Origin of the sequence: Streptomyces sp. NPDC002888 (assembly GCF_042888465.1) — a bacterium.
Taxonomy (GTDB): domain Bacteria; phylum Actinomycetota; class Actinomycetes; order Streptomycetales; family Streptomycetaceae; genus Streptomyces.
Genome location: NZ_JBIAPU010000007.1, coordinates 220,825 through 245,391 on the forward strand (window position 1 = coordinate 220,825; position 24,567 = coordinate 245,391).

The 24,567-nt window shown below is 69.1% G+C and carries 21 protein-coding genes and 1 tRNA gene; 10 read left to right on the forward strand and 12 right to left on the reverse strand.

Annotated elements, in window-relative coordinates; all coding sequences use genetic code 11:
* Positions 1 to 12 precede the first annotated feature (12 nt).
* From ACFYWX_RS14240 to ACFYWX_RS14265, 6 genes are all read right to left on the reverse strand, one after another.
* On the reverse strand, positions 13 to 1,854 hold the full coding sequence (locus ACFYWX_RS14240) for an ABC transporter ATP-binding protein (protein ID WP_389424277.1): 1,842 nt from the start codon (positions 1,852 to 1,854) through the stop codon (positions 13 to 15).
* Complete coding sequence (locus ACFYWX_RS14245) at positions 1,851 to 2,363, reverse strand: hypothetical protein (protein WP_389424278.1); 513 nt, start codon at positions 2,361 to 2,363, stop codon at positions 1,851 to 1,853. The genes ACFYWX_RS14240 and ACFYWX_RS14245 overlap by 4 nt, the downstream gene beginning before the upstream one ends.
* Positions 2,360 to 2,902, reverse strand: a complete 543-nt coding sequence (locus ACFYWX_RS14250) for a MauE/DoxX family redox-associated membrane protein (protein ID WP_389424279.1) — start codon at positions 2,900 to 2,902, stop codon at positions 2,360 to 2,362. The genes ACFYWX_RS14245 and ACFYWX_RS14250 overlap by 4 nt, the downstream gene beginning before the upstream one ends.
* A gap of 3 nt (positions 2,903 to 2,905) precedes the next feature.
* Positions 2,906 to 3,106 (reverse strand): hypothetical protein, encoded by a 201-nt coding sequence (locus ACFYWX_RS14255; RefSeq protein WP_389424280.1) that lies wholly within the window; start codon positions 3,104 to 3,106, stop codon positions 2,906 to 2,908.
* 62 nt (positions 3,107 to 3,168) lie between these two features.
* Positions 3,169 to 4,968 (reverse strand): BTAD domain-containing putative transcriptional regulator, encoded by a 1,800-nt coding sequence (locus ACFYWX_RS14260; protein ID WP_389424281.1) that lies wholly within the window; start codon positions 4,966 to 4,968, stop codon positions 3,169 to 3,171.
* The gene (locus ACFYWX_RS14265; RefSeq protein WP_389424282.1) at positions 4,965 to 5,405 is read right to left on the reverse strand and encodes a S26 family signal peptidase; all 441 of its coding nucleotides are present in this window, start codon (positions 5,403 to 5,405) and stop codon (positions 4,965 to 4,967) included. The genes ACFYWX_RS14260 and ACFYWX_RS14265 overlap by 4 nt, the downstream gene beginning before the upstream one ends.
* Positions 5,406 to 5,681: 276 nt before the next feature.
* On the opposite strand from ACFYWX_RS14265, the gene ACFYWX_RS14270 reads away from it, so the two are divergent.
* The 7 genes from ACFYWX_RS14270 (at position 5,682) to ACFYWX_RS14300 (ending at position 14,745) form a co-directional block, all read left to right on the forward strand.
* Positions 5,682 to 7,961 (forward strand): FdhF/YdeP family oxidoreductase, encoded by a 2,280-nt coding sequence (locus ACFYWX_RS14270; RefSeq protein ID WP_389424283.1) that lies wholly within the window; start codon positions 5,682 to 5,684, stop codon positions 7,959 to 7,961.
* A 63-nt stretch (positions 7,962 to 8,024) separates the two neighbouring features.
* Positions 8,025 to 8,513, forward strand: a complete 489-nt coding sequence (locus tag ACFYWX_RS14275; RefSeq protein ID WP_389424284.1) for a hotdog fold thioesterase — start codon at positions 8,025 to 8,027, stop codon at positions 8,511 to 8,513.
* A gap of 509 nt (positions 8,514 to 9,022) precedes the next feature.
* Positions 9,023 to 10,252 (forward strand): branched-chain amino acid ABC transporter substrate-binding protein, encoded by a 1,230-nt coding sequence (locus ACFYWX_RS14280; protein WP_389424285.1) that lies wholly within the window; start codon positions 9,023 to 9,025, stop codon positions 10,250 to 10,252.
* A 116-nt stretch (positions 10,253 to 10,368) separates the two neighbouring features.
* Positions 10,369 to 11,298 carry a branched-chain amino acid ABC transporter permease gene (locus tag ACFYWX_RS14285; protein WP_389424286.1) on the forward strand — a complete coding sequence of 310 codons (930 nt, stop codon included), beginning with the start codon at positions 10,369 to 10,371 and terminating at the stop codon, positions 11,296 to 11,298.
* A 5-nt stretch (positions 11,299 to 11,303) separates the two neighbouring features.
* On the forward strand, positions 11,304 to 13,133 hold the full coding sequence (locus ACFYWX_RS14290; RefSeq protein ID WP_389424287.1) for a branched-chain amino acid ABC transporter permease: 1,830 nt from the start codon (positions 11,304 to 11,306) through the stop codon (positions 13,131 to 13,133).
* Positions 13,134 to 13,138: 5 nt separating this feature from the next.
* Positions 13,139 to 14,032, forward strand: coding sequence for an ABC transporter ATP-binding protein (locus ACFYWX_RS14295; RefSeq protein WP_389424288.1), 894 nt, complete (start codon positions 13,139 to 13,141; stop codon positions 14,030 to 14,032).
* Positions 14,029 to 14,745 carry an ABC transporter ATP-binding protein gene (locus tag ACFYWX_RS14300; protein WP_037668703.1) on the forward strand — a complete coding sequence of 239 codons (717 nt, stop codon included), beginning with the start codon at positions 14,029 to 14,031 and terminating at the stop codon, positions 14,743 to 14,745. The genes ACFYWX_RS14295 and ACFYWX_RS14300 overlap by 4 nt, the downstream gene beginning before the upstream one ends.
* Before the next feature lie 76 nt (positions 14,746 to 14,821).
* On the opposite strand, the gene ACFYWX_RS14305 is transcribed toward ACFYWX_RS14300, so the two are convergent.
* A complete protein-coding gene (locus ACFYWX_RS14305) occupies positions 14,822 to 15,478 on the reverse strand; it encodes an ANTAR domain-containing response regulator (RefSeq protein WP_389424289.1) in 657 nt (218 codons plus the stop codon).
* A gap of 99 nt (positions 15,479 to 15,577) precedes the next feature.
* On the opposite strand from ACFYWX_RS14305, the gene ACFYWX_RS14310 reads away from it, so the two are divergent.
* Both ACFYWX_RS14310 and ACFYWX_RS14315 read left to right on the forward strand, forming a co-directional pair.
* Positions 15,578 to 15,652 (forward strand) — tRNA-Leu (locus tag ACFYWX_RS14310).
* A 105-nt stretch (positions 15,653 to 15,757) separates the two neighbouring features.
* Positions 15,758 to 16,504, forward strand: coding sequence for a helix-turn-helix domain-containing protein (locus ACFYWX_RS14315; RefSeq protein ID WP_389424290.1), 747 nt, complete (start codon positions 15,758 to 15,760; stop codon positions 16,502 to 16,504).
* Between the two features lie 3 nt (positions 16,505 to 16,507).
* Here ACFYWX_RS14315 and pyk read toward each other — a convergent pair whose 3' ends face one another.
* Positions 16,508 to 17,944 (reverse strand): pyruvate kinase, encoded by a 1,437-nt coding sequence (gene pyk, locus ACFYWX_RS14320; RefSeq protein WP_389424291.1) that lies wholly within the window; start codon positions 17,942 to 17,944, stop codon positions 16,508 to 16,510.
* 136 nt (positions 17,945 to 18,080) lie between these two features.
* On the reverse strand, positions 18,081 to 18,791 hold the full coding sequence (locus ACFYWX_RS14325) for an SIMPL domain-containing protein (protein WP_389424292.1): 711 nt from the start codon (positions 18,789 to 18,791) through the stop codon (positions 18,081 to 18,083).
* Positions 18,792 to 18,940: 149 nt separating this feature from the next.
* Between ACFYWX_RS14325 and ACFYWX_RS14330 the strand changes: the two genes are divergently transcribed.
* Positions 18,941 to 20,752 carry a bifunctional metallophosphatase/5'-nucleotidase gene (locus ACFYWX_RS14330; RefSeq protein WP_389424293.1) on the forward strand — a complete coding sequence of 604 codons (1,812 nt, stop codon included), beginning with the start codon at positions 18,941 to 18,943 and terminating at the stop codon, positions 20,750 to 20,752.
* A 50-nt stretch (positions 20,753 to 20,802) separates the two neighbouring features.
* Here ACFYWX_RS14330 and ACFYWX_RS14335 read toward each other — a convergent pair whose 3' ends face one another.
* From ACFYWX_RS14335 to ACFYWX_RS14345, 3 genes are all read right to left on the reverse strand, one after another.
* On the reverse strand, positions 20,803 to 22,212 hold the full coding sequence (locus ACFYWX_RS14335) for a lysine N(6)-hydroxylase/L-ornithine N(5)-oxygenase family protein (RefSeq protein ID WP_389424294.1): 1,410 nt from the start codon (positions 22,210 to 22,212) through the stop codon (positions 20,803 to 20,805).
* Positions 22,209 to 23,579 carry a pyridoxal phosphate-dependent decarboxylase family protein gene (locus ACFYWX_RS14340; protein ID WP_389424295.1) on the reverse strand — a complete coding sequence of 457 codons (1,371 nt, stop codon included), beginning with the start codon at positions 23,577 to 23,579 and terminating at the stop codon, positions 22,209 to 22,211. The genes ACFYWX_RS14335 and ACFYWX_RS14340 overlap by 4 nt, the downstream gene beginning before the upstream one ends.
* 104 nt (positions 23,580 to 23,683) lie before the next feature.
* Complete coding sequence (locus tag ACFYWX_RS14345) at positions 23,684 to 24,505, reverse strand: NmrA family NAD(P)-binding protein (RefSeq protein WP_389424296.1); 822 nt, start codon at positions 24,503 to 24,505, stop codon at positions 23,684 to 23,686.
* Positions 24,506 to 24,567: the final 62 nt, after the last annotated feature.

Consider the following 24,567-nt stretch of genomic DNA (forward strand, 5'->3'; position numbering starts at 1 on the left):
CTGACCACCAGGTCAGGACGTCGCCGGCGCGGGCTCACTCTCGGAAGGGTCCGACGCGCGGTACCCCTGGGCCTGGAGGGCGAACAGGCGGGCGTACTGTCCTTCGGCGGCCATGAGTTCCTCGTGGGTCCCCTGTTCCCGTATGTGTCCGTCGTCCAGGACGACGATGGTGTCCGCCTGGCGGACCGCTCCGAGGCGGTGGGAGACCAGCAGGCTGGTGCGGCCCGCGCGGTGCCTGTTCAGCCGGCGGTGGATCTCGTGCTCCGCCTCGGCGTCGAGGCCCGCGCTCGGCTCGTCGAGGATGAGCAGGTCGCTGTCCCCGCGCAGGAGGGTGCGCGCCAGCGCGACGCGCTGCCACTGGCCGCCGGACAGCACGACACCGGCGTGCGGGTCGCCCTCGTCGTCCTGGTCGAAGAAGATCCGGCTGAGGAGGGTGTCGTAGCCGTGCGGCAGTTCGCGGAGCTTGGTGTCGATGTCGGCCAGCCGGGCGGCGTCCGCGATGCGAGCCGTGTCGGTCAGCCGGTCGAGGTCACCGATCCCGATGTTCTCGGAGGCGGTGAGGTCGTAGCGCATGAAGTCCTGGAACAGGACGGTCATCCGGCGGCGCAGCTCCGTCGGCGGGAGCGCTCTGATGTCGACGCCGTCCCAGAGGATGGCGCCGCGGGTGGGGTCGTAGAAGCGGCACAGCAGCTTGATCAGGGTGCTCTTGCCCGCTCCGTTGAGTCCGACGAGCGCCACCGACGAACCGTGGGGGAGGAAGAGGTCGAGTCCGCGCAGCACCCAGGGGTGGCTCTCGTCGTAGCGGAACCACACGTCGCGCAGTTCGATCCCCTTGCGCAGGGGCGCGAGCGCGGTGGCGGTGGCGGCGGGGAGGTCGTCGGGGGTGGCGACGATCTTCTGGTGGTAGCGGAACAGCAGCAGCGACTGGTACGAGCTCGCCAGGCCGGTCGCGAGGCCGACCAGCGCTCCCTGCGCTCCGGCCACGGCGGCGACGAAGGCCATGACGGCACCGACGGTCAGGGCGCCGTCGGCGGCCGCCGCGACGGCCCACACCAGTCCTCCGCCGGAGACCGTGGTGGACAGCAGCGCGAGTAGCCCGTGCGTGCGGAACTCCTTGCGGTCGATGCGTCGCTCGCCGGCGTGCATGACGGTCAACTCGTCCAGCATGCGGCCCTTGAGGAAGCCGCCGAGGCCGAACAGGCGGGTCTCCTGCACCGCCGTGAGGTCGCAGATCAGCGACGAGTAGAAGATCTGCCGCCGGGTGGCAGGGGAGATGGTGGCGAGCATGGAGACGCGTCCGCGGGTCAGTGCCAGGTGGCCCAGGAGCGCGGGCACGGCGGCGACGGCGACCAGGACCGCCATCGTCGGGCTCATCGCGAACAGCGTGGCCAGCAGGCTGGCGATGGTGATGATGTTGCGCGCGGTGTCGAACAGGCCCGCGGTGGTGCCGGCCACCGAACCGGCCCCCTGCGACGCCATCGACAGGTCGTTGCGGAAGGCGGGGTCCTCGAAGCGCGCCAGCCCGTGCAGCCCGTTCAGCGCGGTGTAGAGCTCGTCCTGCATGAGGCGGTCGATGCGCCGGTCCAGTTCGCTTCTGACGAAGCGCGTCAGGTAGGGCAGGAGCCCCGTGGCCAGTCCGAGCGCGGCGAGCGCGACCGCCCAGCGCAGGGCGCCCGCCGTCCGCCCGGACGTGAGGTCGTCGACGACGAACTTGGTCAGCCACGCCGTGCCGGTCGGCAGCAGCCCGCCGATCACCGTGGCCACGAGGTAGGCCAGGCAGCGGGCGCGCCCCGCCCGCCAGCACACGACCGCGGCGACTTTGACCAGCCGCAGGATCTCCCGCCACCCGGTCATGTCGTCGGCACCGGCCGGGCCAGGGCGCCGGGCTCGGTGACCGCCTGGACGATCGTGCCGTCGGCGCCGACGAGGAGGAACGTCGGGAACGCCTTGAGGCCGATGGCCAGGACGCGTGTCTGCGCCTCCTCCCCCCGCACCACGGGGATGCCGGGGCCCACGAGCGCGGAAAGCTCGTCGGCCTGCCGGCCCTCGCCGGACACGATGGCCAGGACGTCGTCGTGGGCGCGGGCGGTCTCCACGAACTCGGCGGCGTGCTCATGGCAGCTGTCGCAGTAGGCGTCGAGGAACGCCACGAGCCGGACGCCCGACGCGCCCGCGAGGTCGGGGGCCTTCGTGCCCACCAGGACCTGCGGGTCGTACATCTGCGTCTCCAGGTTCGGCCTGACGCCCAGCCTGCCCAGCTCGTCGGAGTGTTCACGGAGTCTGCGCAGCACGGCGAGGGTCAGCAGCAGGTCGAACACACAGAGCAGGCCGACCAGCACCACTGCGGCAATGAGGAAGATCATGAGGGCGAGTCTCGCTTTGGGTCGGTGAAGAGAAAGGCCAGGTCGTCAAAGCGGATGAGGATGAGGGCACCGATCGCCGCCGTCGCCGCCGTGACGGCGACGCCGCCCGTGTGCGGGGGCCAGGCGGACGACGTCAGGCCCGCAACGAGGCCGACGAGGCCGACGGCGGTGAGGGCCAGGTTGCGCACGACGTGGACCGGGCCGAGCGGGGCGGAGGAGGCGCCGAAGCACCGGCACGGGACGGCCCGGCCGCCGCGCAGCGCCATGACGATGCCCGTCACGAACGCCAGGAGCAGACCGGTCGCCACGACGAACCCGGCGAGCGCGGTGGCGGGGACCGCGAGCAGCACGGAGGCGACGAGTTCGGTGCCGACGACCGCCGCGGCGGCCGCCCTGGACGCTCTCCGGGACAGCAGCCGCAGGGCGACCACGGACGAAGCGAATTCGGCGAACGCCGCGCGACTGCGGACCTTCCCCGTCACGGCGACGAGGAAGACCACGAGAAGCAGCGCGCGGCACCCGAGGAACAGGTAGGTCACCTATCAGCAGCCGATGTCGAACGTGTCGCACGGCCCGCAGCCGGAGGTGCCGCCCACCACGTGGCACAGCTTCTTCAGACGCCCGACGGCGTCGAAGATCTTGATGTATCCGCACGGGCCGCAGTACTTGTAGTACGAGGTGTCGGCACTCGCCGTGGCCTTCGGCACGATGCGGTCGAGCACCTTGTCCATCAGGACGTTCATGTGGGTCCCCTTCTGTCGACGACTACGAACGCCCCGAACATACGAACGGCCCATACACCGGCTCATACACCGTACGCGAACGCGGCTGTACGGGTCGTCCGGGGATCCCCGGACGGCAGTTCCGTCGCGTACAGCCGGACCAACCGGTGCATGCGGAAACGCCGTTCGCCGACGGCGTCCAGCAGACGGGCACGCACCAGTTCGTCCAGGGCGGCCTCCGCGGTCGGGGCGTCGCTGCCGAGCAGGACCGCGACGCGTCCGACATCCAGGTCGGCGGACCGCCGCGCGGCGAGGAGACGCAGCGCCGTGGCCGCCGTGTCGGACAGCGTCTCGTAGCTGGCCGCGAAGCAGGCACGCAGGTCCAGGTCGCCCGAGCACCATTCCGCCAGTCGTCGCCGCTCCAGCCGCTCCCCGAGGCGGGCGATCGGCAGGTCGGGGCGTTCGGTGAGCCGCGCGCCCACGATCCGCACGGCCAGGGCGTGGCCCCCGCAGGCCCTGGCGACCGCGCCGAGCGCCTCCGGTTCCCGCGCGACCCTGGCCTCGCCCGCCTGCAGGGCCAGGGCCCGTACGACGTCCGCGTGGCCGAGTTCACCGAGCCCGACCTGTTCGGCGTCCAGTGTGCAGAGCACCGACCGGCTGGTGACGACGGTCGCGCATCCCGGGCCGGCCGGTAGCAGCGGCCGTACCTGCGACGGGTCGGCCGCGTTGTCCAGGAGCACCAGGACACGTCGTTCGGCGAGCAGCGACTGCAGCAGCGCGGCGGCCTCCGCCTCGGACTTCGGCAGCCGGTGCCGGTCGACTCCCAGGGCGCGCAGGAACCGGCCGAGCACTGCGCGGGAGGGCAGCGGCCGCAGGCCCGAGCGCGCGCCCTGGAGGTCGGCGTACAGCTGCCCGTCGGGGAAGTGGTCGGCGACGGCATGGGCGGCGCGCAGTGCCAGCGCGGACTTGCCGATGCCGGCGGGCCCGTGGATCGCCACGACGGCCGGCCCCGTGTCCGCGCGCAGTGCCGCCGCCGTGCGGCCGAGCTCCGCGGACCGGCCCACGAAGACCGTCGGGCCGGGCGGCAGTTGCCGTGGGACGGGCCGGCTCACGGCCGCGGCGGGTCCGGGCCGCGGGGTGTCGAGTTCGGGGGCGCGCGAGACGATCGACTGGAGGAGGCCGCGCAGTTCGCCGCCCGGGTCGACGCCGAGTTCCTCGCGCAGGACCTCACGCGCCCGCTGGAAGACACGGATCGCGCCGTGGACGTCTCCGCAGCGGTAGAGCGCCAGCATCAGCCGCGCGTGGGCGCGTTCGCGCAGGGGATGGCGCTCGACGAACGGGCGGAGCCGGTCCACGACCTCCCGGTGGTCGCCGAGCGCGAGAGCGGCGGTGGCGTGGTCCTCGACCGTCCGCGCGAACTGCTCCGCGAGGGCTTGGGCGAGTTCGTTCAGGGCGGGACCGAGGCGGACGTCCTCGAGTGCTCCGCCCCGCCACTGGGCCAGGGCGTGGTCGAACGCCGAGACGGCGGTACAAGCGTCCCCTTCGGCCATCGCCTCGCGTCCTTGCCGCGTGGCCTCCTCGAAGACGCGCACGTCGAGTTCGTCCGGTTCCACGCGCAGGAGGTAGCCGGTCGGCGCGGTCGTCAGGCGCGCGGCGAGCTCCTCGTCGCCGCGCCGCAGCCGCATGACGTAGGTGCGGAGGTTGGGTACCGCGGAGGCCGGCACGTGTTCGCCCCAGATCTCGTTGACCAGGGCGGCGACCGGGACCGCCCGGCCGCGGGCGGCCAGCAGGGCGGCGGCGACCGTGCGCTGCTTGTCCGCCGCGACCGGGACGCGGCGTCCGCCGGCCTGGATCTCCAGCGGTCCGAGGAGCCGGAACCTCATCGGGGGGAGAGTCTGCGGATCACGATCCCCATCAGGCTGCCGGCCGGGAACGGCCCACGCTGACGGGAGTCGATGCTGTCGAGGCGGTTGTCGCCGAGCACCGCCAGGGTTCCGGGTTCCACCTGCCGGTCGCCGGGCACCCCGGACGGCAGAGGGTCACCGGGCAGCGCGGCGACCCGTTTCACGTTCCAGATCCGGCCGTCGGCACCGGCTGTCGCCGCCGTGCGGTAGGGGCCCGTCAGCGGGGGTTCCAGTACCACGACGTCGCCGACTCTGACGTGGTGCAGCCGCCTTCGCCTGACGAGGAGGCGGTCACCGTGTGCCATCGCGGGCGCCATGCTCATGCCCTCGACGGTGACGACCACCAGGTTCCTGCGGCACCACCACAGCGCCGCGGCGAGGGCCGACGCACCCGGTAACACGAATGTCAGGATCACGTCATGATCCTATGGTCGGCGAACGAGGAGAACGACTGGTTTTGCCCCGCCCCCGCGGCCCGCGCCAGGTGGCACCCCGCTCGCTCACGCCCCGCGCACCGGTCCGCAAACAGTCGCTGTCACTACGGCACCGGTCCGCAAGCAGTCGCTGTCACTACTGCACCGGTCCGCAAGCAGTCGCCGTCACTACTGCACCGGTCCGGAAGCACTCGCTGTCACTGCCACGTGCGAGGATCGAGGCCCTACCTCACATGTGTGCGTGAAGGAGAGTGCCCGATGGCCACCAAGCCACCCAAGAGCGATCCGGTGCAGGACGCACCGCAGATCGCCGAGCCGAAGCACGCGGCGGCGGGGCTGCCGGCCATCGGGCACACCCTGCGCATGGCCCAGCAGCAGATGGGTGTGAAGCGCACGGCGCTGACGCTGCTGCGGGTCAACCAGAAGGACGGCTTCGACTGCCCGGGCTGCGCCTGGCCGGAGCCGGACCACCGGCACAAGGCGGAGTTCTGCGAGAACGGCGCGAAGGCGGTCGCCGAGGAGGCCACCCTACGCCGGGTCACCCCGGAGTTCTTCGCCGCACACCCCGTCACCGACCTCGCCGGCCGAAGCGGCTACTGGCTGGGCCAGCAGGGCCGCCTCACCCACCCCGTGTACCTCCCCGAAGGGGGAGACCACTACGAGCCGGTGACCTGGGAGCGCGCCTTCGACATCATCGGCGAGGAGATCACCGCCCTCGGCTCCCCCGACGAGGCCGTCTTCTACACCTCGGGACGCACCAGCAACGAGGCCGCGTTCCTCTACCAGCTGTTCGCGCGGGAGCTCGGCACCAACAACCTGCCCGACTGCTCCAACATGTGCCACGAGTCGTCCGGCTCGGCCCTCTCGGAGACGATCGGCGTCGGCAAGGGCAGCGTCCTGCTCGAGGACCTCTACAAGGCCGACCTGATCATCGTCGCCGGCCAGAACCCCGGCACGAACCATCCGCGCATGCTGTCGGCCCTGGAGAAGGCCAAGGCGAACGGCGCGCGGATCATCAGCGTGAACCCGCTGCCCGAGGCGGGCCTGGAGCGCTTCAAGAACCCGCAGACCCCGCAGGGCATGATCAAGGGCGCCGCCCTCACCGACCTGTTCCTGCAGATCCGCATCGGCGGCGACCAGGCCCTCTTCCGCCTCCTCAACAAGCTGATCCTCGACACCAAGGGCGCCGTCGACGAGGAGTTCGTGCGCGAACACACCCACGCCTACGAGGAGTTCGCCGAAGCCGCCCGCGCCGCCGACTGGGACGAGACACTCGCGGCGACCGGCCTCCCCCGCCAGGACATCGAGGAAGCCCTGCGCATGGTCCTCGCCTCGCAGCGCACCATCGTGTGCTGGGCGATGGGCCTCACCCAGCACAAGCACTCCGTGCCCACCATCCGCGAAGTGGTCAACTTCCTGCTCCTGCGCGGCAACATCGGCCGCCCCGGCGCGGGCGTGTGCCCGGTGCGCGGCCACTCCAACGTGCAGGGCGACCGCACGATGGGCATCTTCGAACGGCCCGCCCCCGCCTTCCTGGACGCCCTGGAGAAGGAGTTCGGCTTCGCACCCCCGCGGGAGCACGGCTACGACGTCGTACGGGCCATCCGCGCCCTGCGCGACGGCGAGGCGAAGGTGTTCTTCGCCATGGGCGGCAACTTCGTCTCCGCCTCGCCCGACACCGACGTCACCGAGGCCGCCATGCGGCGCGCACGGCTCACCGTGCACGTGTCGACGAAGCTCAACCGCTCGCACACCGTCACCGGCGCGCGTGCCCTGATCCTGCCCACCCTCGGCCGCACCGAGCGCGACCTCCAGAGCGGCGGCGAGCAGTTCGTGACCGTCGAGGACTCCATGGGCATGGTGCACGCCTCGCGGGGCCGCCTGGACCCGGCGAGCCCGCATCTGCTGTCCGAGCCCGCCATCGTCTGCCGACTGGCGCGCCGGGTGCTCGGCGCGGACAGCAAGGTGCCGTGGGAGGAGTTCGAGAAGGACTACGCGACGATCCGCGACCGCATCGCGCGCGTGGTCCCCGGCTTCGAGGACTTCAACGCGCGCGCGGCCCGCCCCGGCGGCTTCACCCTCCCCCACGCCCCCCGCGACGAGCGCCGCTTCCCGACGGCCACCGGCAAGGCCAACTTCACGGCCGCGTCGGTGGAGTACCCCGAGCTGCCCGAGGGACGGCTGCTGCTGCAGACGCTGCGCTCGCACGACCAGTACAACACCACGATCTACGGCCTGGACGACCGCTACCGGGGCATCAAGAACGGCCGCCGGGTGGTGCTGGTGAACCCCGAGGACGCCCGTGCGCTGCGGCTCGCGGACGGCTCGTACGTCGACCTGGTCAGCGAGTGGCGGGACGGCGTGGAGCGGCGGGCGCCGGGCTTCCGCGTCGTGCACTACCCGACCGCGCGGGGCTGCGCGGCCGCGTACTACCCGGAGACCAACGTCCTCGTCCCGCTCGACTCCACCGCCGACACCAGCAACACCCCGGCCAGTAAGTCCGTCGTCGTGCGTCTGGAACAATCGACCACCGACTGAGCGTTTGCTCAGTCGGTGGGGCCGCCCGGCCCGACCGCTCCCGACGAATGGAGACCCGGCCCCATGGGCGAGCAGCAGTTCGTTAAGTTCCCGCCGGAGGTCATCGACGAGTACGCGGCGCTCGGCGTCGACCTCCAGGCCCTGTTCTCCGCGGGCCACCTCGGGACGCGCATGGGCGTGGAGATCGTCGAGGCCTCGGCGGAGCGGGTCGTCGGGACGATGCCGGTGGAGGGCAACACCCAGCCCTACGGGCTGCTGCACGGGGGCGCGTCCGCCGCGCTCGCCGAGACCCTCGGGTCGATCGGCTCGATGCTGCACGCCGGCAGCTCCAAGATCGCCGTCGGCGTCGACCTGAACTGCACCCACCACCGCGGCGTCCGCTCCGGCCTCGTCACCGGCGTCGCCACACCCGTCCACCGGGGGCGCACCACGGCGACGTACGAGATCGTGGTCAGCGACGAGATCGGCAAGCGCGTGTGCAGCGCCCGCCTGACCTGCGTACTGCGAGACGTGAACCCCAGCGACGAGGCACACATCAAGAAGGCGAACTGACGACCCGTCGACCCGACAACCCGAGCCCCGCTTCCGGCATGCCCCGGAACGCGGGGCTTTGTCAGCAAACGCCGCTCCCCCTTTCCCTGGCGTAACTCTGCGTAATGCAGGCGCAATAGCAAACCCCGGAGATCCCGGCCCCATTGCGGCCGAGCACCCTCCCCACACACACCCGAAGACCCCTCAAGTCGCCTGCAGCAACGACTTCCCGTCACTACCAAAACCGGGAAACACTGCTGAAATAGCCAGCGCACGTCCTGCGGGTTCTCACTATGTGGACGGGGCGAATCGGCCGGAATTCCACGCATCCACCCACTGAGTACCGCTCTGCATTACGTCGTGTCATAACAAGAGCGTCACAGCCTTGGCCAGACACTCCTCCACCTTCCCCACCCGCGCTTAGAGTCACGCCCAGTCACCGCGCCATCGGATTCGAAGTCAATTCGGCCCCAGCGCTCGACTCGGCGCGTTCCAGGGGGGACCGCCGTGCCAGGGAAAGGACCTGATTCGTGCGTCAACGTTCGATCATCGCCATCACCGCCGCACTCGCGGCGGGATCGCTGACACTCACCGCCTGTGGGTCGCGTGACGACGACGGCAAGAGCAGCAGCGGAGACAAGACCACCGTCGTGATCGGCGTCGACGCCCCGCTCACCGGCGACCTGTCCGCGCTTGGCCTCGGCATCAAGAACTCCGCCGACCTCGCCGCGAAGACCGCCAACAAGCAGGAGTTCGTCAAGGGCATCGAGTTCAAGATCGAGGCCACCGACGACCAGGCCCAGCCCTCCGTCGGCCAGCAGAACGCCCAGAAGTTCATCAGCGACAAGGACGTCCTCGGCGTCGTCGGCCCGCTGAACTCCGGCGTCTCCCAGCAGATGCAGAAGCCGCTCAACGACGCAGGCCTCACCCAGATCTCCCCCGCCAACACCGGCACCGAGCTCACCCAGGGCGACGGCTGGAAGACCGGCAAGTCGGTCCGCCAGTTCAAGACCTTCTTCCGCACCGCCACCACGGACGAGATCCAGGGTGCCTTCGCCGCCGAGTACCTCTACCAGAAGGCCGGCAAGAAGAAGGTCTACCTGATCGACGACCAGAAGACCTACGGCGCGGGCCTCGCCGCCTCCTTCAAGACGAACTTCACCAAGCTCGGTGGCAAGATCGTCGGCAGCGACCACGTCAACCCCGACGACCGTGACTTCAACGCCGTCGTAGCCAAGATCAAGAAGACCGGCGCCGACGCCCTCTACTACGGCGGCGAATACCCCGCCGCCGCCCCCCTGAGCCAGCAGCTCAAGGACAGCGGCCAGAACATCCCGCTCATGGGCGGCGACGGCATCTACTCCGGCGAGTTCCCCAAGCTCAACAAGAAGGCCGAAGGCGACCTCGCCACCTCCGTCGGCAAGCCCGTCGAAGAGCTCCCCTCCGCCAAGGAGTTCATCGCCAACTACAAGAACGCCGGCTACAAGGACGCCTACGAGGCCTACGGCGGCCTCACCTACGACGCGACCTGGGCCATCATCGAGGCCGTCAAGATCGCGGTCGAGGGCAACGACGGCAAGGTCCCGTCCGACGGCCGCAAGGCCGTCCTGGACGCCATGGCCAAGGTCAAGTTCGACGGCGTCACCGGCACCGTCTCGTTCGACGAGTTCGGCGACACCACGAACCACATGATGACCGCCTACAAGGTCAAGAGCAACGCGTGGGCGCCCGAGTACAGCGCCGCACCCAACGTCAGCTGAACGAAGGCCGAGCAACACACCCTCCCCACCGCACACATTGATCCCAGGCCGCGCGGGAGTGCCCACCAGCGCTCCCGCGCGGCGCCATATCCGAACCACTCCACGGAGGCCCTGCGGTGCACGAACTGCCGCAACAGCTGGCCAATGGACTCATCCTCGGCGCGATGTACGGTCTCATCGCGATCGGTTACACGATGGTCTACGGCATCGTTCAGCTCATCAACTTCGCCCACGGCGAGATCTTCATGGTCGGGGGTTTCGGGGCCCTCACCGTCTGGCTCACCCTCCCCGACGGCTTCGCCCTCGGCGCCGCCATCCCGCTCATGATCCTCGGCGGCGTCATCGTCTCCGTCGCCGTCGCCACCGCAGCCGAGCGCTTCGCCTACCGGCCCCTGCGCACCGCCCCGCGACTGGCACCCCTCATCACCGCCATCGGCCTCTCCATCGTCCTCCAGCAGGCCGTATGGATGTGGTACCCCGACGCGAAGAAGGACCGCCCCTTCCCCCAGTTCGACGGCGGCCCCATCGACGTCCTCGGCGCCAACGTCCAGCGCGGCGACCTCTTCGTCCTCATCGCCGCCCCCCTCTGCATGGTCGCCCTCGGCTTCTTCGTCACCAAGACCCGCTCCGGCCGCGGCATGCAGGCCACCGCCCAGGACCCCGACACCGCCAAGCTGATGGGCATCAACACCGACCGCATCATCGTCATGGCCTTCGCCATCGGTGCCGCGTTCGCCGCCATCGCCGCCGTCGCCTACGGCCTCAAGAACGGCCAGGTCGGCTTCCGCATGGGCTTCCTCATGGGCCTCAAGGCCTTCACCGCAGCCGTCCTCGGCGGCATCGGCAACATCTACGGCGCCATGCTCGGCGGCATCGTCCTCGGCGTCGCCGAATCCCTCGCCACCGGCTACATCGGCGACATCCCCGGCATGGACCTCTTCGGCGGCGGCGCCTGGAAGGACGTGTGGGCGTTCGCCCTCCTCATCCTCGTCCTGCTGTTCAGGCCACAGGGCCTGCTCGGCGAACGCGTCGCGGATCGGGCGTGATAGCGATGACCACCAACATCCCCACCCAGAAGAACACGGACATCACCAAGTCGCCCACCAACGAAGCGACTCCACTGATTCCGCTCCCCCCGGCCGTGGCACGCATCGTCACCCTCGCCGGCACCGCCGTCGCCCTCGCCGGCACCTTCCTCGCCTGGACCTGGACCGAGGACTTCCCCGGCAACCTCACCGTCACCGGCTACCCCGGCGGCCTGCAGGTCCTCACCCTCGCCGGCACCATCCTCACCCTGCTCTTCACCCTCTCCGGGTACGGCATCAAGGGCCTCGGATGGCTCACCCCCGGCGGCACCAACAGCCCCGTCCTCCTGCTCACCCTCGGCGTCCTCGGCACCACCGGCTACGCCATCGGCGCCATCGCCCAGGAACTCGGCGGCCTCGTCAACCTCGAACCCGGCGCCTGGGTCTCCGGCATCGGCGCCCTCATCGCCGTCATCGGCGCCCTCGGCCTCCCCGCCGACCAGCCCCACGACGCCGGCGACCCCACACCCAACACCTGGGGCCGCATCCGCCACGCCCTCACCGCCCCCGACCCCGGCCGCGCCAAGGACCTCCCCTCCTGGGCCGAAATCCTCATCATCGCGGCAGGCTTCGGCGCCGGCCTGTACGTCTTCGCCTACGGCATCGGCACCGAGTACTCCGAGCTGTTCATCGGCTTCCTCATCATCGCGGCCTTCGGCTTCACCGCCCTCAACCGCGCAGGACTCCTCAAGCAACTCTCCGCACTCACCGCCAAGCACCGCACCGTCACCCTCGCAGCCGCCTTCGCCGCCGCGATCTGCTTCCCCTTCACCCAGACCAACGACCAGTTCGCCCTCATCGGCGCCAACATCCTCATCTTCGCCACCGTCGCCCTGGGCCTCAACGTCGTCGTCGGCCTCGCCGGCCTCCTCGACCTCGGATACGTCGCCTTCCTCGGCGTCGGCGCCTACGCCGCCGCCCTGGTCTCCGGCTCCCCCCAGTCGACCATCGGCGTCCACTTCCCCTTCTGGGCAGCGGCCCTCACCGGCGCCCTCGCCTCACTGATCTTCGGCGTCGTCATCGGCGCCCCGACCCTGCGGCTGCGCGGCGACTACCTCGCCATCGTCACCCTCGGCTTCGGCGAGATCTTCCGCATCACCATGAACAACCTGAACGGCAACAGCGGCCCCGACGTCACCAACGGCTCCACCGGCATCCCGAACATCCCCGACCTGGAGATCTTCGGATTCAACCTCGGACTCCCCCACAACGTCCTCGGCCACGAACTGACACGCCCCGGCAACTACTACCTGCTGATGCTGCTGTTCACCGCCGTCATCGTCACCGTCTTCCGACGCTCCGCCGACTCCCGCATCGGCCGCGCCTGGGTCGCCATCCGCGAGGACGAAACCGCCGCGACCGCCATGGGCATCAACGGCTTCCGCCTCAAACTCCTCGCCTTCGCCCTCGGCGCCTCCCTCGCCGGCCTCGCCGGCACCGTCCAGGCACACGTCTCCTACAGCGTCACCCCCGAGCAGTACCAGTTCGCCGGCTCCGTGCCGCCCAACTCGGCCTTCCTGCTCGCAGCCGTCATCCTCGGCGGAATGGGCACCATCAGCGGGCCGCTCGTGGGCGCCGCACTGCTCTACCTCATCCCCGCCAAACTCCAGTTCATGGCGGAATACCAGCTGCTCCTCTTCGGCCTCGCGCTCATGTTCCTCATGCGCTTCCGCCCCGAAGGCCTCGTCGCCGACCGCAGGAAGCAGCTCGAATTCCACGAGACCGGACAGCTCGACGTACCCGACGACAAGGGCCTGCCCGAGACCGCCACCGGCGTCGCCAAGGCAGGGGCGTGACCTCGATGACCACCACCACGACCACCACGACCACCACGGTCCTCGACGCCACCGGCGTCACCATGCAGTTCGGCGGCCTCACCGCCGTACGCTCCGTCGACCTCACCGTCAACAGCGGCGAAATCGTCGGACTCATCGGCCCCAACGGCGCCGGAAAAACAACCTTCTTCAACTGCCTCACCGGCCTCTACGTCCCCACCACCGGAACCGTCTCCTACAAGGGGACCGTCCTCCCGCCCAAACCCCACCTGGTCACCCAGGCCGGCATCGCCCGCACCTTCCAGAACATCCGGCTCTTCGCCAACATGACCGTCCTGGAAAACGTGCTCGTCGGACGCCACACCCGCACCAACGAAGGCCTCTGGTCGGCACTGCTTCGCCTGCCCAGCTTCAAGAAGGCCGAGGAAACCTCCCGCGAACGGGCCATGGAACTCCTCGAGTTCGCCGGCCTCGCCGCCAAGGCCGACCACCTCGCCCGCAACCTCCCCTACGGCGAACAACGCAAGCTGGAAATCGCCCGCGCGCTGGCGAGCGAGCCCGGCCTGCTTCTGCTGGACGAACCCACCGCCGGCATGAACCCCCAAGAGACGCGGGCGGCCGAGGACCTCATCTTCGCCATCCGCGACAAGGGCATCGCCGTCCTCGTCATCGAGCACGACATCCGGTTCATCATGAACCTCTGCGACCGCGTCGCCGTGCTAGTCCAGGGCGAGAAAATCGTCGAAGGACCCGCCGAAGTCGTCCAGGCCGACGAACGCGTCATCGCCGCCTACCTCGGCACACCCTTCGAAGGCGCACCGGGCGCGGAGGAAGCCGCCGAGGTCGAAGCCGCCGAAGAAGCGGCCGAAGCCGCAGAGGCCGACGGGGCGCCCAGCACCACAGAAGGAGACGAGAAGTGACCGCACTGCTCGAGGTCGAAGACCTCAGGGTCGCCTACGGCAAGATCGAGGCGGTCAAGGGCATCTCCTTCAAGGTCGACGCCGGCGAAGTCGTCACCCTCATCGGCACCAACGGCGCCGGCAAGACCACCACGCTCCGCACCCTGTCCGGCCTGCTCCAACCCCTCGGCGGCCAGATCAAATTCGACGGCAAGGTGCTGAACAAGATCCCCGCCCACAAAATCGTCGCACTGGGACTGGCCCACTCCCCCGAAGGCCGGCACATCTTCCCCCGCATGACGATCGAGGACAACCTCCGCCTCGGCGCCTTCCTCCGCGACGACAAGGACGGCATCGAGAAGGACATCGCCCGCGCCTACGACCTCTTCCCCATCCTGGGCGAACGCCGCAAGCAGGCCGCAGGCACCCTCTCCGGCGGCGAACAGCAGATGCTCGCCATGGGCCGCGCCCTCATGTCCCGCCCCAAGCTGCTCATGCTCGACGAACCCTCCATGGGCCTCTCACCGATCATGATGCAGAAGATCATGGCCACCATCCAGGAACTCAAGTCCCAGGGCACCACCATCCTGCTCATCGAGCAGAACGCCCAGGCGGCCCTCTCCCTGGCGGACCACGGCCACGTCATGGAAGTCGGCAAGATCGTCCTCTCGGGGACAGGACAGGACCTCCTGCACGACGAGTCGGTACGCAAGGCGTACCTCGGCGAGGACTAATCGCTTCGCGAATACGACGAAGGCCCGCGCCCCACTTCTCCGGGGGCGCGGGCCTTCGTCGTATGCCGGGTCGAGCTCAGCCCTTGTTGGCCTTCTTCTCATCCGCGTCCAGAATGACCGCCTCCGCGACCTGCTGCATCGACATACGCCGGTCCATCGACGTCTTCTGGATCCACCGGAACGCCGCCGGCTCCGTCAGCCCGTACTCCGTCTGCAGGATCGACTTCGCCCGATCCACCAGCTTCCGGGTCTCCAGCCGCAGCGTGAGGTCCGCGACCTCCTTCTCCAGCTCCTTCAGCTCCGTGAACCGCGACACGGCCATCTCGATCGCCGGCACGACGTCACTCTTGCTGAACGGCTTCACGAGATACGCCATCGCACCGGCGTCCCTCGCACGCTCAACCAGGTCACGCTGCGAGAAAGCCGTGAGCATCAGCACCGGGGCGATGCCCTCTTCGGCGATCTTCTCCGCGGCGGAGATGCCGTCGAGCTTGGGCATCTTCACGTCAAGGATCACCAGATCCGGCTGGTGCTCCCGGGCAAGCTCGATGGCCTGCTCACCGTCACCGGCCTCCCCGACGACCGAGTAGCCCTCCTCCTCCAGCATCTCTTTGAGATCCAGCCGGATCAGGGCCTCGTCCTCGGCAATGACGACACGGGTCGTCAGCGGAGGCACGTGCGACCTGTCGTCGTCGGGCGCGTCTACGGGCTGGGGCGACTCGGGGGAGGTCACGGGGGCTCCTTGGTGCGGGCAGGGGTGGTGCTGACAAGAGACTACCTAGCTGCGGTAAGGTGGTGGCGCGAGGGGTTGCACTGCTCCTTCCTTTCTAAGGCCCCAGTACTCCAACTGGTTAGAGAGGCCGCTCTCAAACAGCGGACAGTGTGGGTTCGAATCCCACCTGGGGCACTTTTCCTTCGATTCCAAGCTTCACCCAGGAAGCGGATGTTCCCGTTCAGGTGAACATCCGCTTTTTGCTGCGTGTCGTCGCGATCGCTTTCAGAGAGTGGCCGCATGTACGACGTCAGCACACGCAAGCGAGCACTGGCACTGGTTGCACAGGGCCGCAGCCTGAACTCGGCCAGCCGAGAGACCGGCATCTCGCGTGCCGCAATCCGCTCCTGGCAGTCCCGGCTTGAGCCGCTCCCCCGCATGGCGGCTCCGCTGCCCGGCCCACCGGCCGACGAAGTCTCGTACGCCTACCTGTTGGGTCTATATCTCGGCGACGGCTGTATCAGCGCGCACCCGCGCGGCACGGGACATTACCTCCGTATCGCCTGCGCCGATGCATGGCCAGGACTGATCGACGCCTGTGAGAACGCGATCCGCGCGGTCAACCCCATGCACAATGCCTATCGCACGCAGGCCCAGGGCTACGTATCAGTTGTCGGTTACTACCCGCACTGGCCACACCTCTTCCCTCAGCACGGTCCGGGGAAGAAGCACGAGCGCCCTATCGGTCTCAAGCCCTGGCAGCAGGTCATCGTCGACGCCCACCCCTGGGAGTTCATCCGAGGCCTCATCCACTCCGACGGATGCCGCATCACGAACTGGACCACCCGGCTCGTCCGCGGTGAGCGCAGGCGCTACGAATACCCCCGGTACTTTTTCACCAACAGGTCCGGCGACATCATCCGCCTCTTCACCGAGACCCTCGACCGCGTGGGCGTCGAATGGAAACAGGCGAACGCGAACAACATCTCCGTAGCCCGCAAAGCCTCCGTAGCCCTGATGGACGCCCACGTAGGCCCCAAGCACTGACCCCTACTTGGGACTGTCGTCCTCCCCGATGTGGTGCACCCGCACCAAGTTGGTCGCCCCCGACACCCCAGGAGGCGAGCCCGCAGTGATCACCACCACGTCGCCCCGCTCGCAACGCCCGTACTTCAGCAGCAGCTCGTCCACCTGGTCGACCATCGCGTCCGTGGAGTCCGCGTGCGGGGTCAGGAACGTCTCCACGCCCCACGTCAGATTCAGCTGCGAACGCGTCGCCGGCTCCGGCGTGAACGCCAGCAGCGGGATCGGGGAGCGGTAGCGCGAGAGGCGGCGGGCCGTGTCGCCGGACTGGGTGAAGGCAACCAGGAATTTCGCGCCGAGGAAGTCGCCGATCTCCGCTGCCGCTCGGGCGACCGCGCCGCCCTGAGTGCGGGGCTTGTTGCGGTCGGTCAGGGGTGGGAGGCCCTTCGCGAGGAGGTCTTCCTCCGCGGCTTCGACGATCTTGGCCATGGTGCGGACCGTCTCGATCGGGTGCTTGCCGACGCTCGTCTCGCCGGAGAGCATCAACGCGTCCGTGCCGTCGATGACGGCGTTGGCGACATCGCTTGCCTCCGCCCTCGTGGGGCGGGCGTTGTCGATCATCGAATCGAGCATCTGGGTAGCGACGATCACCGGCTTCGCGTTCCGCTTCGCCAGTTTGATCGCGCGCTTCTGGACGATGGGGACCTGTTCCAGGGGCATTTCGACGCCGAGATCGCCCCTCGCGACCATGATGCCGTCGAAGCAGGCCACGATGTCGTCGATGTTGTCGACGGCCTGGGGCTTCTCCACCTTGGCGATGACGGGGAGGCGACGTCCCTCCGTGTCCATGATCCGGTGGACGTCCTCGATGTCCTTGCCGCTGCGGACGAAGGAGAGCGCGATGACGTCGAAGCCCATGTGGAGGGCCCAGCGGAGGTCTTCCTCGTCCTTGTCGGAGAGGGCGGGGACGCCCACGGCGACGCCGGGGAGGTTGAGGCCCTTGTGGTCGGAGATGATGCCGCCTTCGACGACCGTCGTGTGGACGCGGGGGCCGTCGACCGAGGTGACTTCCAGGCAGACCTTGCCGTCGTCGACGAGGATGCGTTCGCCGGTCGTGACGTCGTCGGCGAGGCCGGAGTAAGTGGTTCCGCAGATTCCGCGGTCGCCTTCCACGCCGTCCTCCACCGTGATGGTGAAGGTGTCGCCGCGTTCGAGAAGTACGGGTCCTTCGGTGAAGCGGCCGAGTCGGATCTTCGGTCCCTGAAGGTCGGCGAGGATGCCGACGCTGCGGCCGGTCTCGTCGGAGGCCTTGCGGACGCGCCGGTAGCGCTCCTCGTGCTCGGCGTGGGTGCCGTGGCTGAGGTTGAAGCGGGCGAGGTCCATTCCTGCGTCGACCAGGGCTTTGATCTGGTCGTACGAGTCGGTGGCGGGGCCCAGGGTACAGACGATCTTTGCTCGGCGCATGGTTCGAGCTTATGACTTACCGATGGGTAGGGAATTGGCCCCGCATGACTGCTCAACAACCTTTGGGTAAAGGGTCGTTGACAAGTGTTGAAGTGTGCGGCGGGGTGCTCCGATGAGCATTTCTACCGGTGGCGGCTCACAGTTTCGGGGGTGTCATCGTGAAGCGTGCGTTGATCGCCGCCTGTACGCGTTGGCGTTGCGGTTCGAGGTCCAGGGGTGCGGCTGGGGTGTCTTCGGTGGCCGCCGCGGACATGGATCGCATGCGTCCGCCGGGGGCCGCGGGGTAGGCCGGCCGTGGTGCTTCGGCTCCGATGTCGGCGAGTTCGACGAGGGCGGCCAGTGAGGTGCCGAGTGCTTCGGCGTATTCGCGGGCGCGTTGGACGGCTTCGCGTACGGCTTGTTGGCGGGCTTTGCGGTGGGCGGGTGAGTCGGGGCGCAGGTGCCACCAGGGGCCGGTGACGCGGGTGAGTTCGAGGTCGGCGAGGCGGGTGGTGAGTTCGCCGAGGGCGGTGAAGTCGGTGAGTTCGGCGGTGATGTGGACGCTGCCGTGGTAGGTGCGGATGTGTTCGCCGCGGCCTCGTTTGGCGAGTTCGGGTGTGATGGAGAAGGCGCCGGTTTCGAGGCGTTCGACGGCGTTGCCGTAGGTCTTGACGAGGTCGAGGACGGTGGTGTTGCGGCGGGTGAGGTCTTCGAGGGCTGTGCGGCGGTCGCGGCCGCGGGCGGCGACGGTGATGCTGATGCGGGCGATTTCGGGGTCGACTTCGAGGTGGGCCTCGCCGCGGACGGCGATGCGGGGGGCGTCGGGGGTTCCGTAGGGGACGTGGGTGGGTTCGTCGGGCGAGGTCATACGCCCCACTCTGTCATGTCTTTGCTGGTTACGGGCTTGCGGTTGATGGATTAGGTCACCAATTCGAAACCTCTGGGACCTGTTGTCGTCCGTCATGTCCGGGTCAGAATCTACGCGCGTTGTTGACCGTTCCCCGAGGAGATCGAGACATGCCGTTGAACCGCCGGAAGTTCCTGAAGAAGTCGGCCGCCACGGGGGCGGGGGTGGCGGTCGCGGGCGCGGCGGCGGCTCCGGCGGCGCAGGCCGCGGAGGCGGCTCCCGCGAAGCCGGGAAAGCCCGCGAAGCGGTACGCGTTCACCGTGATGGGCACGACGGATCTGCACGGCAACGTCTTCAACTGGGACTACTTCACGGACAAGGAGTTCGACGACAAGGCGCACAACGACGTCGGTCTGGCGAAGATCTCGACGCTGGTGAATCAGATCCGTAAGGAGAAGGGCCGCCGCAATACCCTCCTCATCGACGCGGGCGACACCATCCAGGGCACGCAGTTGTCGTACTACTACGCGAAGGTCGACCCGATCACCGCCAAGGGCGGTCCGGTGCACCCGATGGCGCAGGCCATGAACGCGATCGGCTATGACGCGGCGGCGCTGGGCAACCACGAGTTCAACTATGGCATTCCGGTGCTGCGCAAGTTCGAGGAGCAGTGTCGTTTCCCGCTGCTGGGCGCGAACGCGCTGGACGCGAAGACGTTGCGGCCGGCTTTCGCGCCGTTCAGCATGCACCGGCTGTGCACGCCGTTCGGGCGGGATGTGAAGGTGGCGGTGCTGGGTCTGACGAACCCGGGTATCGCGATCTGGGACAAGGCGAACGTGCAGGGGAAGATGACGTTCCCGGGGTTGGAGGAGCAGGCGGCGAAGTGGGTGCCGAAGTTGCGTTCGATGGGCGCGGACGTCGTGATCGTGTCGGCGCACAGTGGTTCGTCCGGGACGTCGTCGTACGGTGACCAGTTGCCGTACATCGAGAACGCGGCGGGTCTGGTGGCGGAGCAGGTGCCGGGTATCGACGCGATCCTGGTCGGGCATGCGCACACGGAGATCCCGGAGTACTTCGTCGCCAACAAGGTGACGGGCAAGCAGGTTGTGTTGTCGGAGCCGTTGAAGTGGGGGCAGCGGCTGACGCTGTTCGACTTCGAGCTGGTGTGGGAGAAGGGCCGCTGGGCGGTCGAGAAGGTGGGCGCGAAGGTCCTGAACTCCAATGTGGTGGAGGAGGACTCGAAGATCACGAAGCTGCTCGGTGACGAGCACGAGAAGGTCGTGGCGTACGTCAATCAGGTCATCGGTACGAACAGTGCGGAGATGACGTCGGTCGAGGCTCCTTACAAGGATGTGCCGATCATCGACCTGATCAATCACATCCAGGCGGACACGGTGCGGCAGGCGCTGGCGGGTGGCGAGTACGGGGCGCTGCCGGTGCTGTCGCAGGCGGCGGCGTTCTCGCGGAGCGCGGTCATTCCGGCGGGGCAGGTGACGATCCGGGATGTGGCGGGTCTGTATGTCTTCGAGAACACGCTGGAGGCGCGTCTGCTGACGGGTGCGCAGATGAAGGCGTATCTGGAGTTCTCGGCGAACTACTTCGTGCAGACGGCGCCGGATGCGGTCGTCGAGCCGGAGAGGCTGACGAACGCGAACGGTACGCCGGACTACAACTACGACGTGGTGAGCGGGCTGACGTACGAGATCGACATCGCGAAGCCGGCTGGGTCGCGGGTGACGAACGTGCGGTTCGAGGGTGCGCCGCTCGCGGACGACAAGCAGTTCGTGTTCGCGGTGAACAATTACCGGGCCAATGGTGGTGGCAACTTCCCGCACGTTGCCGCGGCGAAGCTGGTGTGGTCGAACTCGGACGAGATTCGTAACACGATGATCGCCTGGGTGAAGGCGAAGGGTTCGATCGATCCGGCGCAGTTCGCGGCGGTGGACTGGAAGCTGACGCGGAACGGTACGCCGGTGTTCTAGGCCGGTCGGGGAGCCGCCTCGCCTCTTGTGGTGGGGCGGCTTCGCTGTTTTCAGCGTCCTTCGACGAGTGGGGTGAGGGTGCGTGGTGGTCGGGCTCGGGGGACCTGGGGGTGGGGGTGGAGTCCGAAGGTGGTGAAGGCGGTTCGGGTGGGGAGGGGGTAGGTCTCTTTGCCGGTGAGGGTGTTGAGGATGGTGGCGCTGCGCCAGGCGGCGAGGCCGAGGTCGGGTGCGCCTACGCCGTGGGTGTGGAGTTCGGCGTTCTGGACGTAGACGGCGCCGGTGACGGAGGGGTCGAGGACGAGGCGGAAGTGTTCGTCGATGCGTGGGCGGTCGCTGCTGTCGCGGCGCATGTAGGGGTCGAGGCCGGCGAGGATGCGGTCGAGGGGGCGCTGGCGGTGTCCGGTGGCGAGGACGACGGCGTCGGTGGTGAGGCGGGTGCGGGTGTGTTGCTGGAGGTGTTCGAGGTGGAGTTCGATCTTGGTGGTGGAGATGCGGCCGGCGGTGCGGACGCGGACGCCGGGGGTGAGGACGGTGTCGGGCCAGCCGCCGTTCAGGGTGCGGTGGTAGAGCTCGTCGTGGATGGCGGCGATGGTGTCGGTGCCGATGCCTTTGTGGAGTTGCCATTGGGAGGCGGTGAGCCGGTCTCGGACGGGTTCGGCGAGGGTGTGGAAGTAGTGGGTGTAGTCGGGGGTGAAGTGCTCCAGGCCGAGTTTGGAGTTTTCCATGGGGGCGAAGGATGGGGTGCGGCCGATCCAGTGGAGGTTCTCGTGGCCCGGGGGGCGGTGGCGGAGGAGGTCGAGGAAGACTTCGGCGCCGGATTGTCCTGAGCCGACGACGGTGATGTGGCCGGCGGCGAGGAGGGTGTCGCGGTGGGTGAGGTAGTCGGAGGCGTGGATGACGGGGACGCCGGGGGCGTCGACGAGGGGGCGTAGCGGGTCGGGGATGTGGGGTTCGGTGCCGATGCCGAGGACGATGTTGCGGGTGTAGGTGCGGCCGAGGGCTTCGGCTTCTCCGTCGGTGTCGAGTTGGGTGTGGTCGACTTCGAAGATGTCGCGTTCGGGGTTCCAGCGGGCGGCGTCGACTTGGTGGCGGAAGTGGAGTCCGGGAAGGTGGGTGGCGACCCAGCGGCAGTAGGTGTCGTATTCGGCGCGTTGGATGTGGAAGCGTTCGGCGATGTAGAAGGGGAAGAGGCGGTCGCGGGCTTTGAGGTGGTTGAGGAAGGTCCAGGGGCTGGTGGGGTCGGCGAGGGTGACGAGGTCGGCGAGGTAGGGGACTTGGAGGGTGGTGCCGTCGATGAGGAGGCCGGGGTGCCAGTCGAAGTGGGGGCGTTGTTCGTAGAAGACGGTGTCGAGTTCGGTGAGGGGGTGGGCGAGGGCGGCGAGGGAGAGGTTGAAGGGGCCGATGCCGATGCCGACGAGGTCGCGGGGGGTGTCGGGGTCGGGGTGTGGTGGCGTGCTCATGTGGGGGTGTGTCCTTCTACCAGGGTCAGGAGGGCGGCCAGGTCGTCGGGCCGGGTGTGGGGGTTGAGGAGGGTGGCTTTGAGCCAGAGTCGGCCGTCGAGGTGGGCGCGGCCGAGGACGGCCCGGCCGTTGGTGAGGAGGGTGCGGCGTACGGCGGCGACGGTGAGGTCGGTGGCGGCTGTGGGGCGGAAGAGGACTGTGCTGATGGTGGGCCGGTCGTGGAGTTCGAAGGCGGGGTGGGCGGTGATGAGGTCGGCGAGGGTGTGGGCCTGGGCGCAGATGTGGTCGACGAGGGTGCCTAGGCCGGTGCGGCCGAGGGTTTTGAGGGTGGCGGTGATTTTGAGGATGTCGGGGCGGCGGCTGGTGCGGGTGGAGCGGCCGAGGAGGTCGGGGAGGCCGGCGTCGGTGTCGTCGGTGGCGTTGAGGTAGTCGGTGCGGTGGGCCAGGGCGGTGAGGTCGTGGGGGTCGCGGACGGCGAGGAGGCCGGCGGCGACGGGTTGCCAGCCGATTTTGTGCAGGTCGAGGGCGACGGTGTGGGCGGTGTCGAGTCCGGTGAGTTTGGTGCGGTGGTGGTCGCTGAAGAGGAGGCCTCCGCCGTAGGCGGCGTCGATGTGGAGGCGGGCGTGGTGGGTGGTGCAGAGGGCGGCGATGTCGGGGAGGGGGTCGATGAGGCCGGCGTCGGTGGTGCCTGCGGTGGCGGTGACGACGACGGGGCCGTGGAGGTGGGTGAGGGTGTCGTGGAGGGTGGTGGGGTCGAGGGTGCCGGTGGGGGTGGGCAGGATGACGGGGTCGGGCAGGCCGAGGAGCCAGGCGGCGCGGGGCAGGGAGTGGTGTGCGTTGGTGCCGCACACGAGTTGGGTGTGGGTGCCGTGTGCTTCGCGGGCGAGGAGGAGGGCGAGTTGGTTGGATTCGCTGCCGCCGGTGGTGACGAGGGCGTCGCTCGTCTTCGCCCGGCCGTAGATTTCCGCGGCTAGTGCCCTGGTGAGGAGTGTCTCCAGCTCGGAGGCTGCCGGGGCCTGGTCCCAGGAGTCGAGGGAGGGGTTGAGGGCGGAGGCGGCGAGGTCGGCGGCGGTGGCTACGGCGAGGGGTGGGCAGTGGAGGTGGGCGGCGCAGAGGGGGTCGGCGGGGTCGGCGGCGCCTTCGGCGAGGGTGTGGACGAGGGTGCGCAGGGCGTCGGGGTCGCCGGTGTGGGGCAGTACGTCGCCGACGGCGGCCCGGACGCGTGCGGCGACGGCGTCCGGGCCGCCTGTGGGGAGTGGTCCTCCGCGGGAGCGGGCGCCGCTGGCGAGGGCGTCGAGGACGGTGTCGAGCAAGGGCCGCAGCGCGCCGGGGCCTTCGGGGCCTGAGGCGAGGGGCGGCGTGCGCATGGGGTTTCTCTCCGGGGGGTCACTGTGGAGTTCCAGCTTGTACCCGGATACTCCAACACGCCCGAAAAGCCCGGCGATCAGAACCCGAAAGAGGGTATGTCCCCTCAGGCCGCCTTGAAGTCGTCGGCGTGGTCGGCGGCCCAGGTGGCGAAGGGTCGGGCGGGGGTGCCGGTGATGTCGGCGACGGTGGTGGTGATTTCCGGGGGTACGCCGACGGTGGCCGCGAAGGTCTCGAGGAGGGCCTGCACCACGGCGGGCGGTACCTGCGGGAACAGTTCGGGGCCGGCTTCCTGGGGAGGTATCTCGACGAAGCGCAGGTCGCGGCCGAGGGCCCGGCCGATCGCGTCGACCTGTTCGGCGTTGGTGGTGGCCTGGGGGCCGGTGAGGCGGTGGACGGCGCCGGTGTGGCCGTCGTCGAGGAGGGTGCGTTCGGCGACGGCGGCGATGTCGTCCTCGTGGATGGGTGCGCTGAGTCCGTCCGCGTACACGCTGCGGATGGTGTTTCCGGCGCGGGTCTGCGGGGCCCACTGGAGGGCGTTGGTGGAGAAGGCGTTGGGGCGCAGGAAGGTCCATTCCAGGCCGCTGTCGCGGAGTTGGCGTTCGACTGTGGCGTGCATGACGTGGATGGGGTGGGTCTCGTCGGCGCCGTCCTGGATGATTCCGGAGGACAGGAACACGACGTGGCGTACGCCGGCCGTGCGGGCCGCGTCGAGCACGTCGGCGGCCTGGGCGTAGAGGAAGAGCTTGGTCACGCCCTTGAACGGGGCGGTGGGGTCGTCGTGGTGGAGCGGGGCGGCCTCGGCGCCCTCGGGCAGGTCGGCCCGTTGGGGGTCGCGGGTCAGCGCGCGTACGGGCCGGCCGGCTGCGGTGAGCCGTTCGACGAGGGCGCGGCCGACGTTTCCGGTGGCACCGGTCACTGCGATCACGGGGTTCCTCCGATGAGTGGGGACTGATCGTCCTTGGCCCGGTCGAGCCTAGGAAGGTGGAT

Coding starts and splice junctions, on each gene's coding strand:
- ACFYWX_RS14295 (WP_389424288.1), top strand. CDS start 13,139: ATGACCACCACCACGACCACCACGACCACCACGGTCCTCGACGCCACC.
- ACFYWX_RS14270 (WP_389424283.1), top strand. CDS start 5,682: ATGGCCACCAAGCCACCCAAGAGCGATCCGGTGCAGGACGCACCGCAG.
- ACFYWX_RS14335 (WP_389424294.1), bottom strand. CDS start 22,212: ATGAGCACGCCACCACACCCCGACCCCGACACCCCCCGCGACCTCGTC.
- ACFYWX_RS14325 (WP_389424292.1), bottom strand. CDS start 18,791: ATGACCTCGCCCGACGAACCCACCCACGTCCCCTACGGAACCCCCGAC.
- ACFYWX_RS14245 (WP_389424278.1), bottom strand. CDS start 2,363: ATGATCTTCCTCATTGCCGCAGTGGTGCTGGTCGGCCTGCTCTGTGTG.
- ACFYWX_RS14340 (WP_389424295.1), bottom strand. CDS start 23,579: ATGCGCACGCCGCCCCTCGCCTCAGGCCCCGAAGGCCCCGGCGCGCTG.
- ACFYWX_RS14260 (WP_389424281.1), bottom strand. CDS start 4,968: ATGAGGTTCCGGCTCCTCGGACCGCTGGAGATCCAGGCCGGCGGACGC.
- ACFYWX_RS14290 (WP_389424287.1), top strand. CDS start 11,304: ATGACCACCAACATCCCCACCCAGAAGAACACGGACATCACCAAGTCG.
- ACFYWX_RS14255 (WP_389424280.1), bottom strand. CDS start 3,106: ATGAACGTCCTGATGGACAAGGTGCTCGACCGCATCGTGCCGAAGGCC.
- ACFYWX_RS14315 (WP_389424290.1), top strand. CDS start 15,758: ATGTACGACGTCAGCACACGCAAGCGAGCACTGGCACTGGTTGCACAG.
- ACFYWX_RS14275 (WP_389424284.1), top strand. CDS start 8,025: ATGGGCGAGCAGCAGTTCGTTAAGTTCCCGCCGGAGGTCATCGACGAG.
- ACFYWX_RS14330 (WP_389424293.1), top strand. CDS start 18,941: ATGCCGTTGAACCGCCGGAAGTTCCTGAAGAAGTCGGCCGCCACGGGG.
- ACFYWX_RS14240 (WP_389424277.1), bottom strand. CDS start 1,854: ATGACCGGGTGGCGGGAGATCCTGCGGCTGGTCAAAGTCGCCGCGGTC.
- pyk (WP_389424291.1), bottom strand. CDS start 17,944: ATGCGCCGAGCAAAGATCGTCTGTACCCTGGGCCCCGCCACCGACTCG.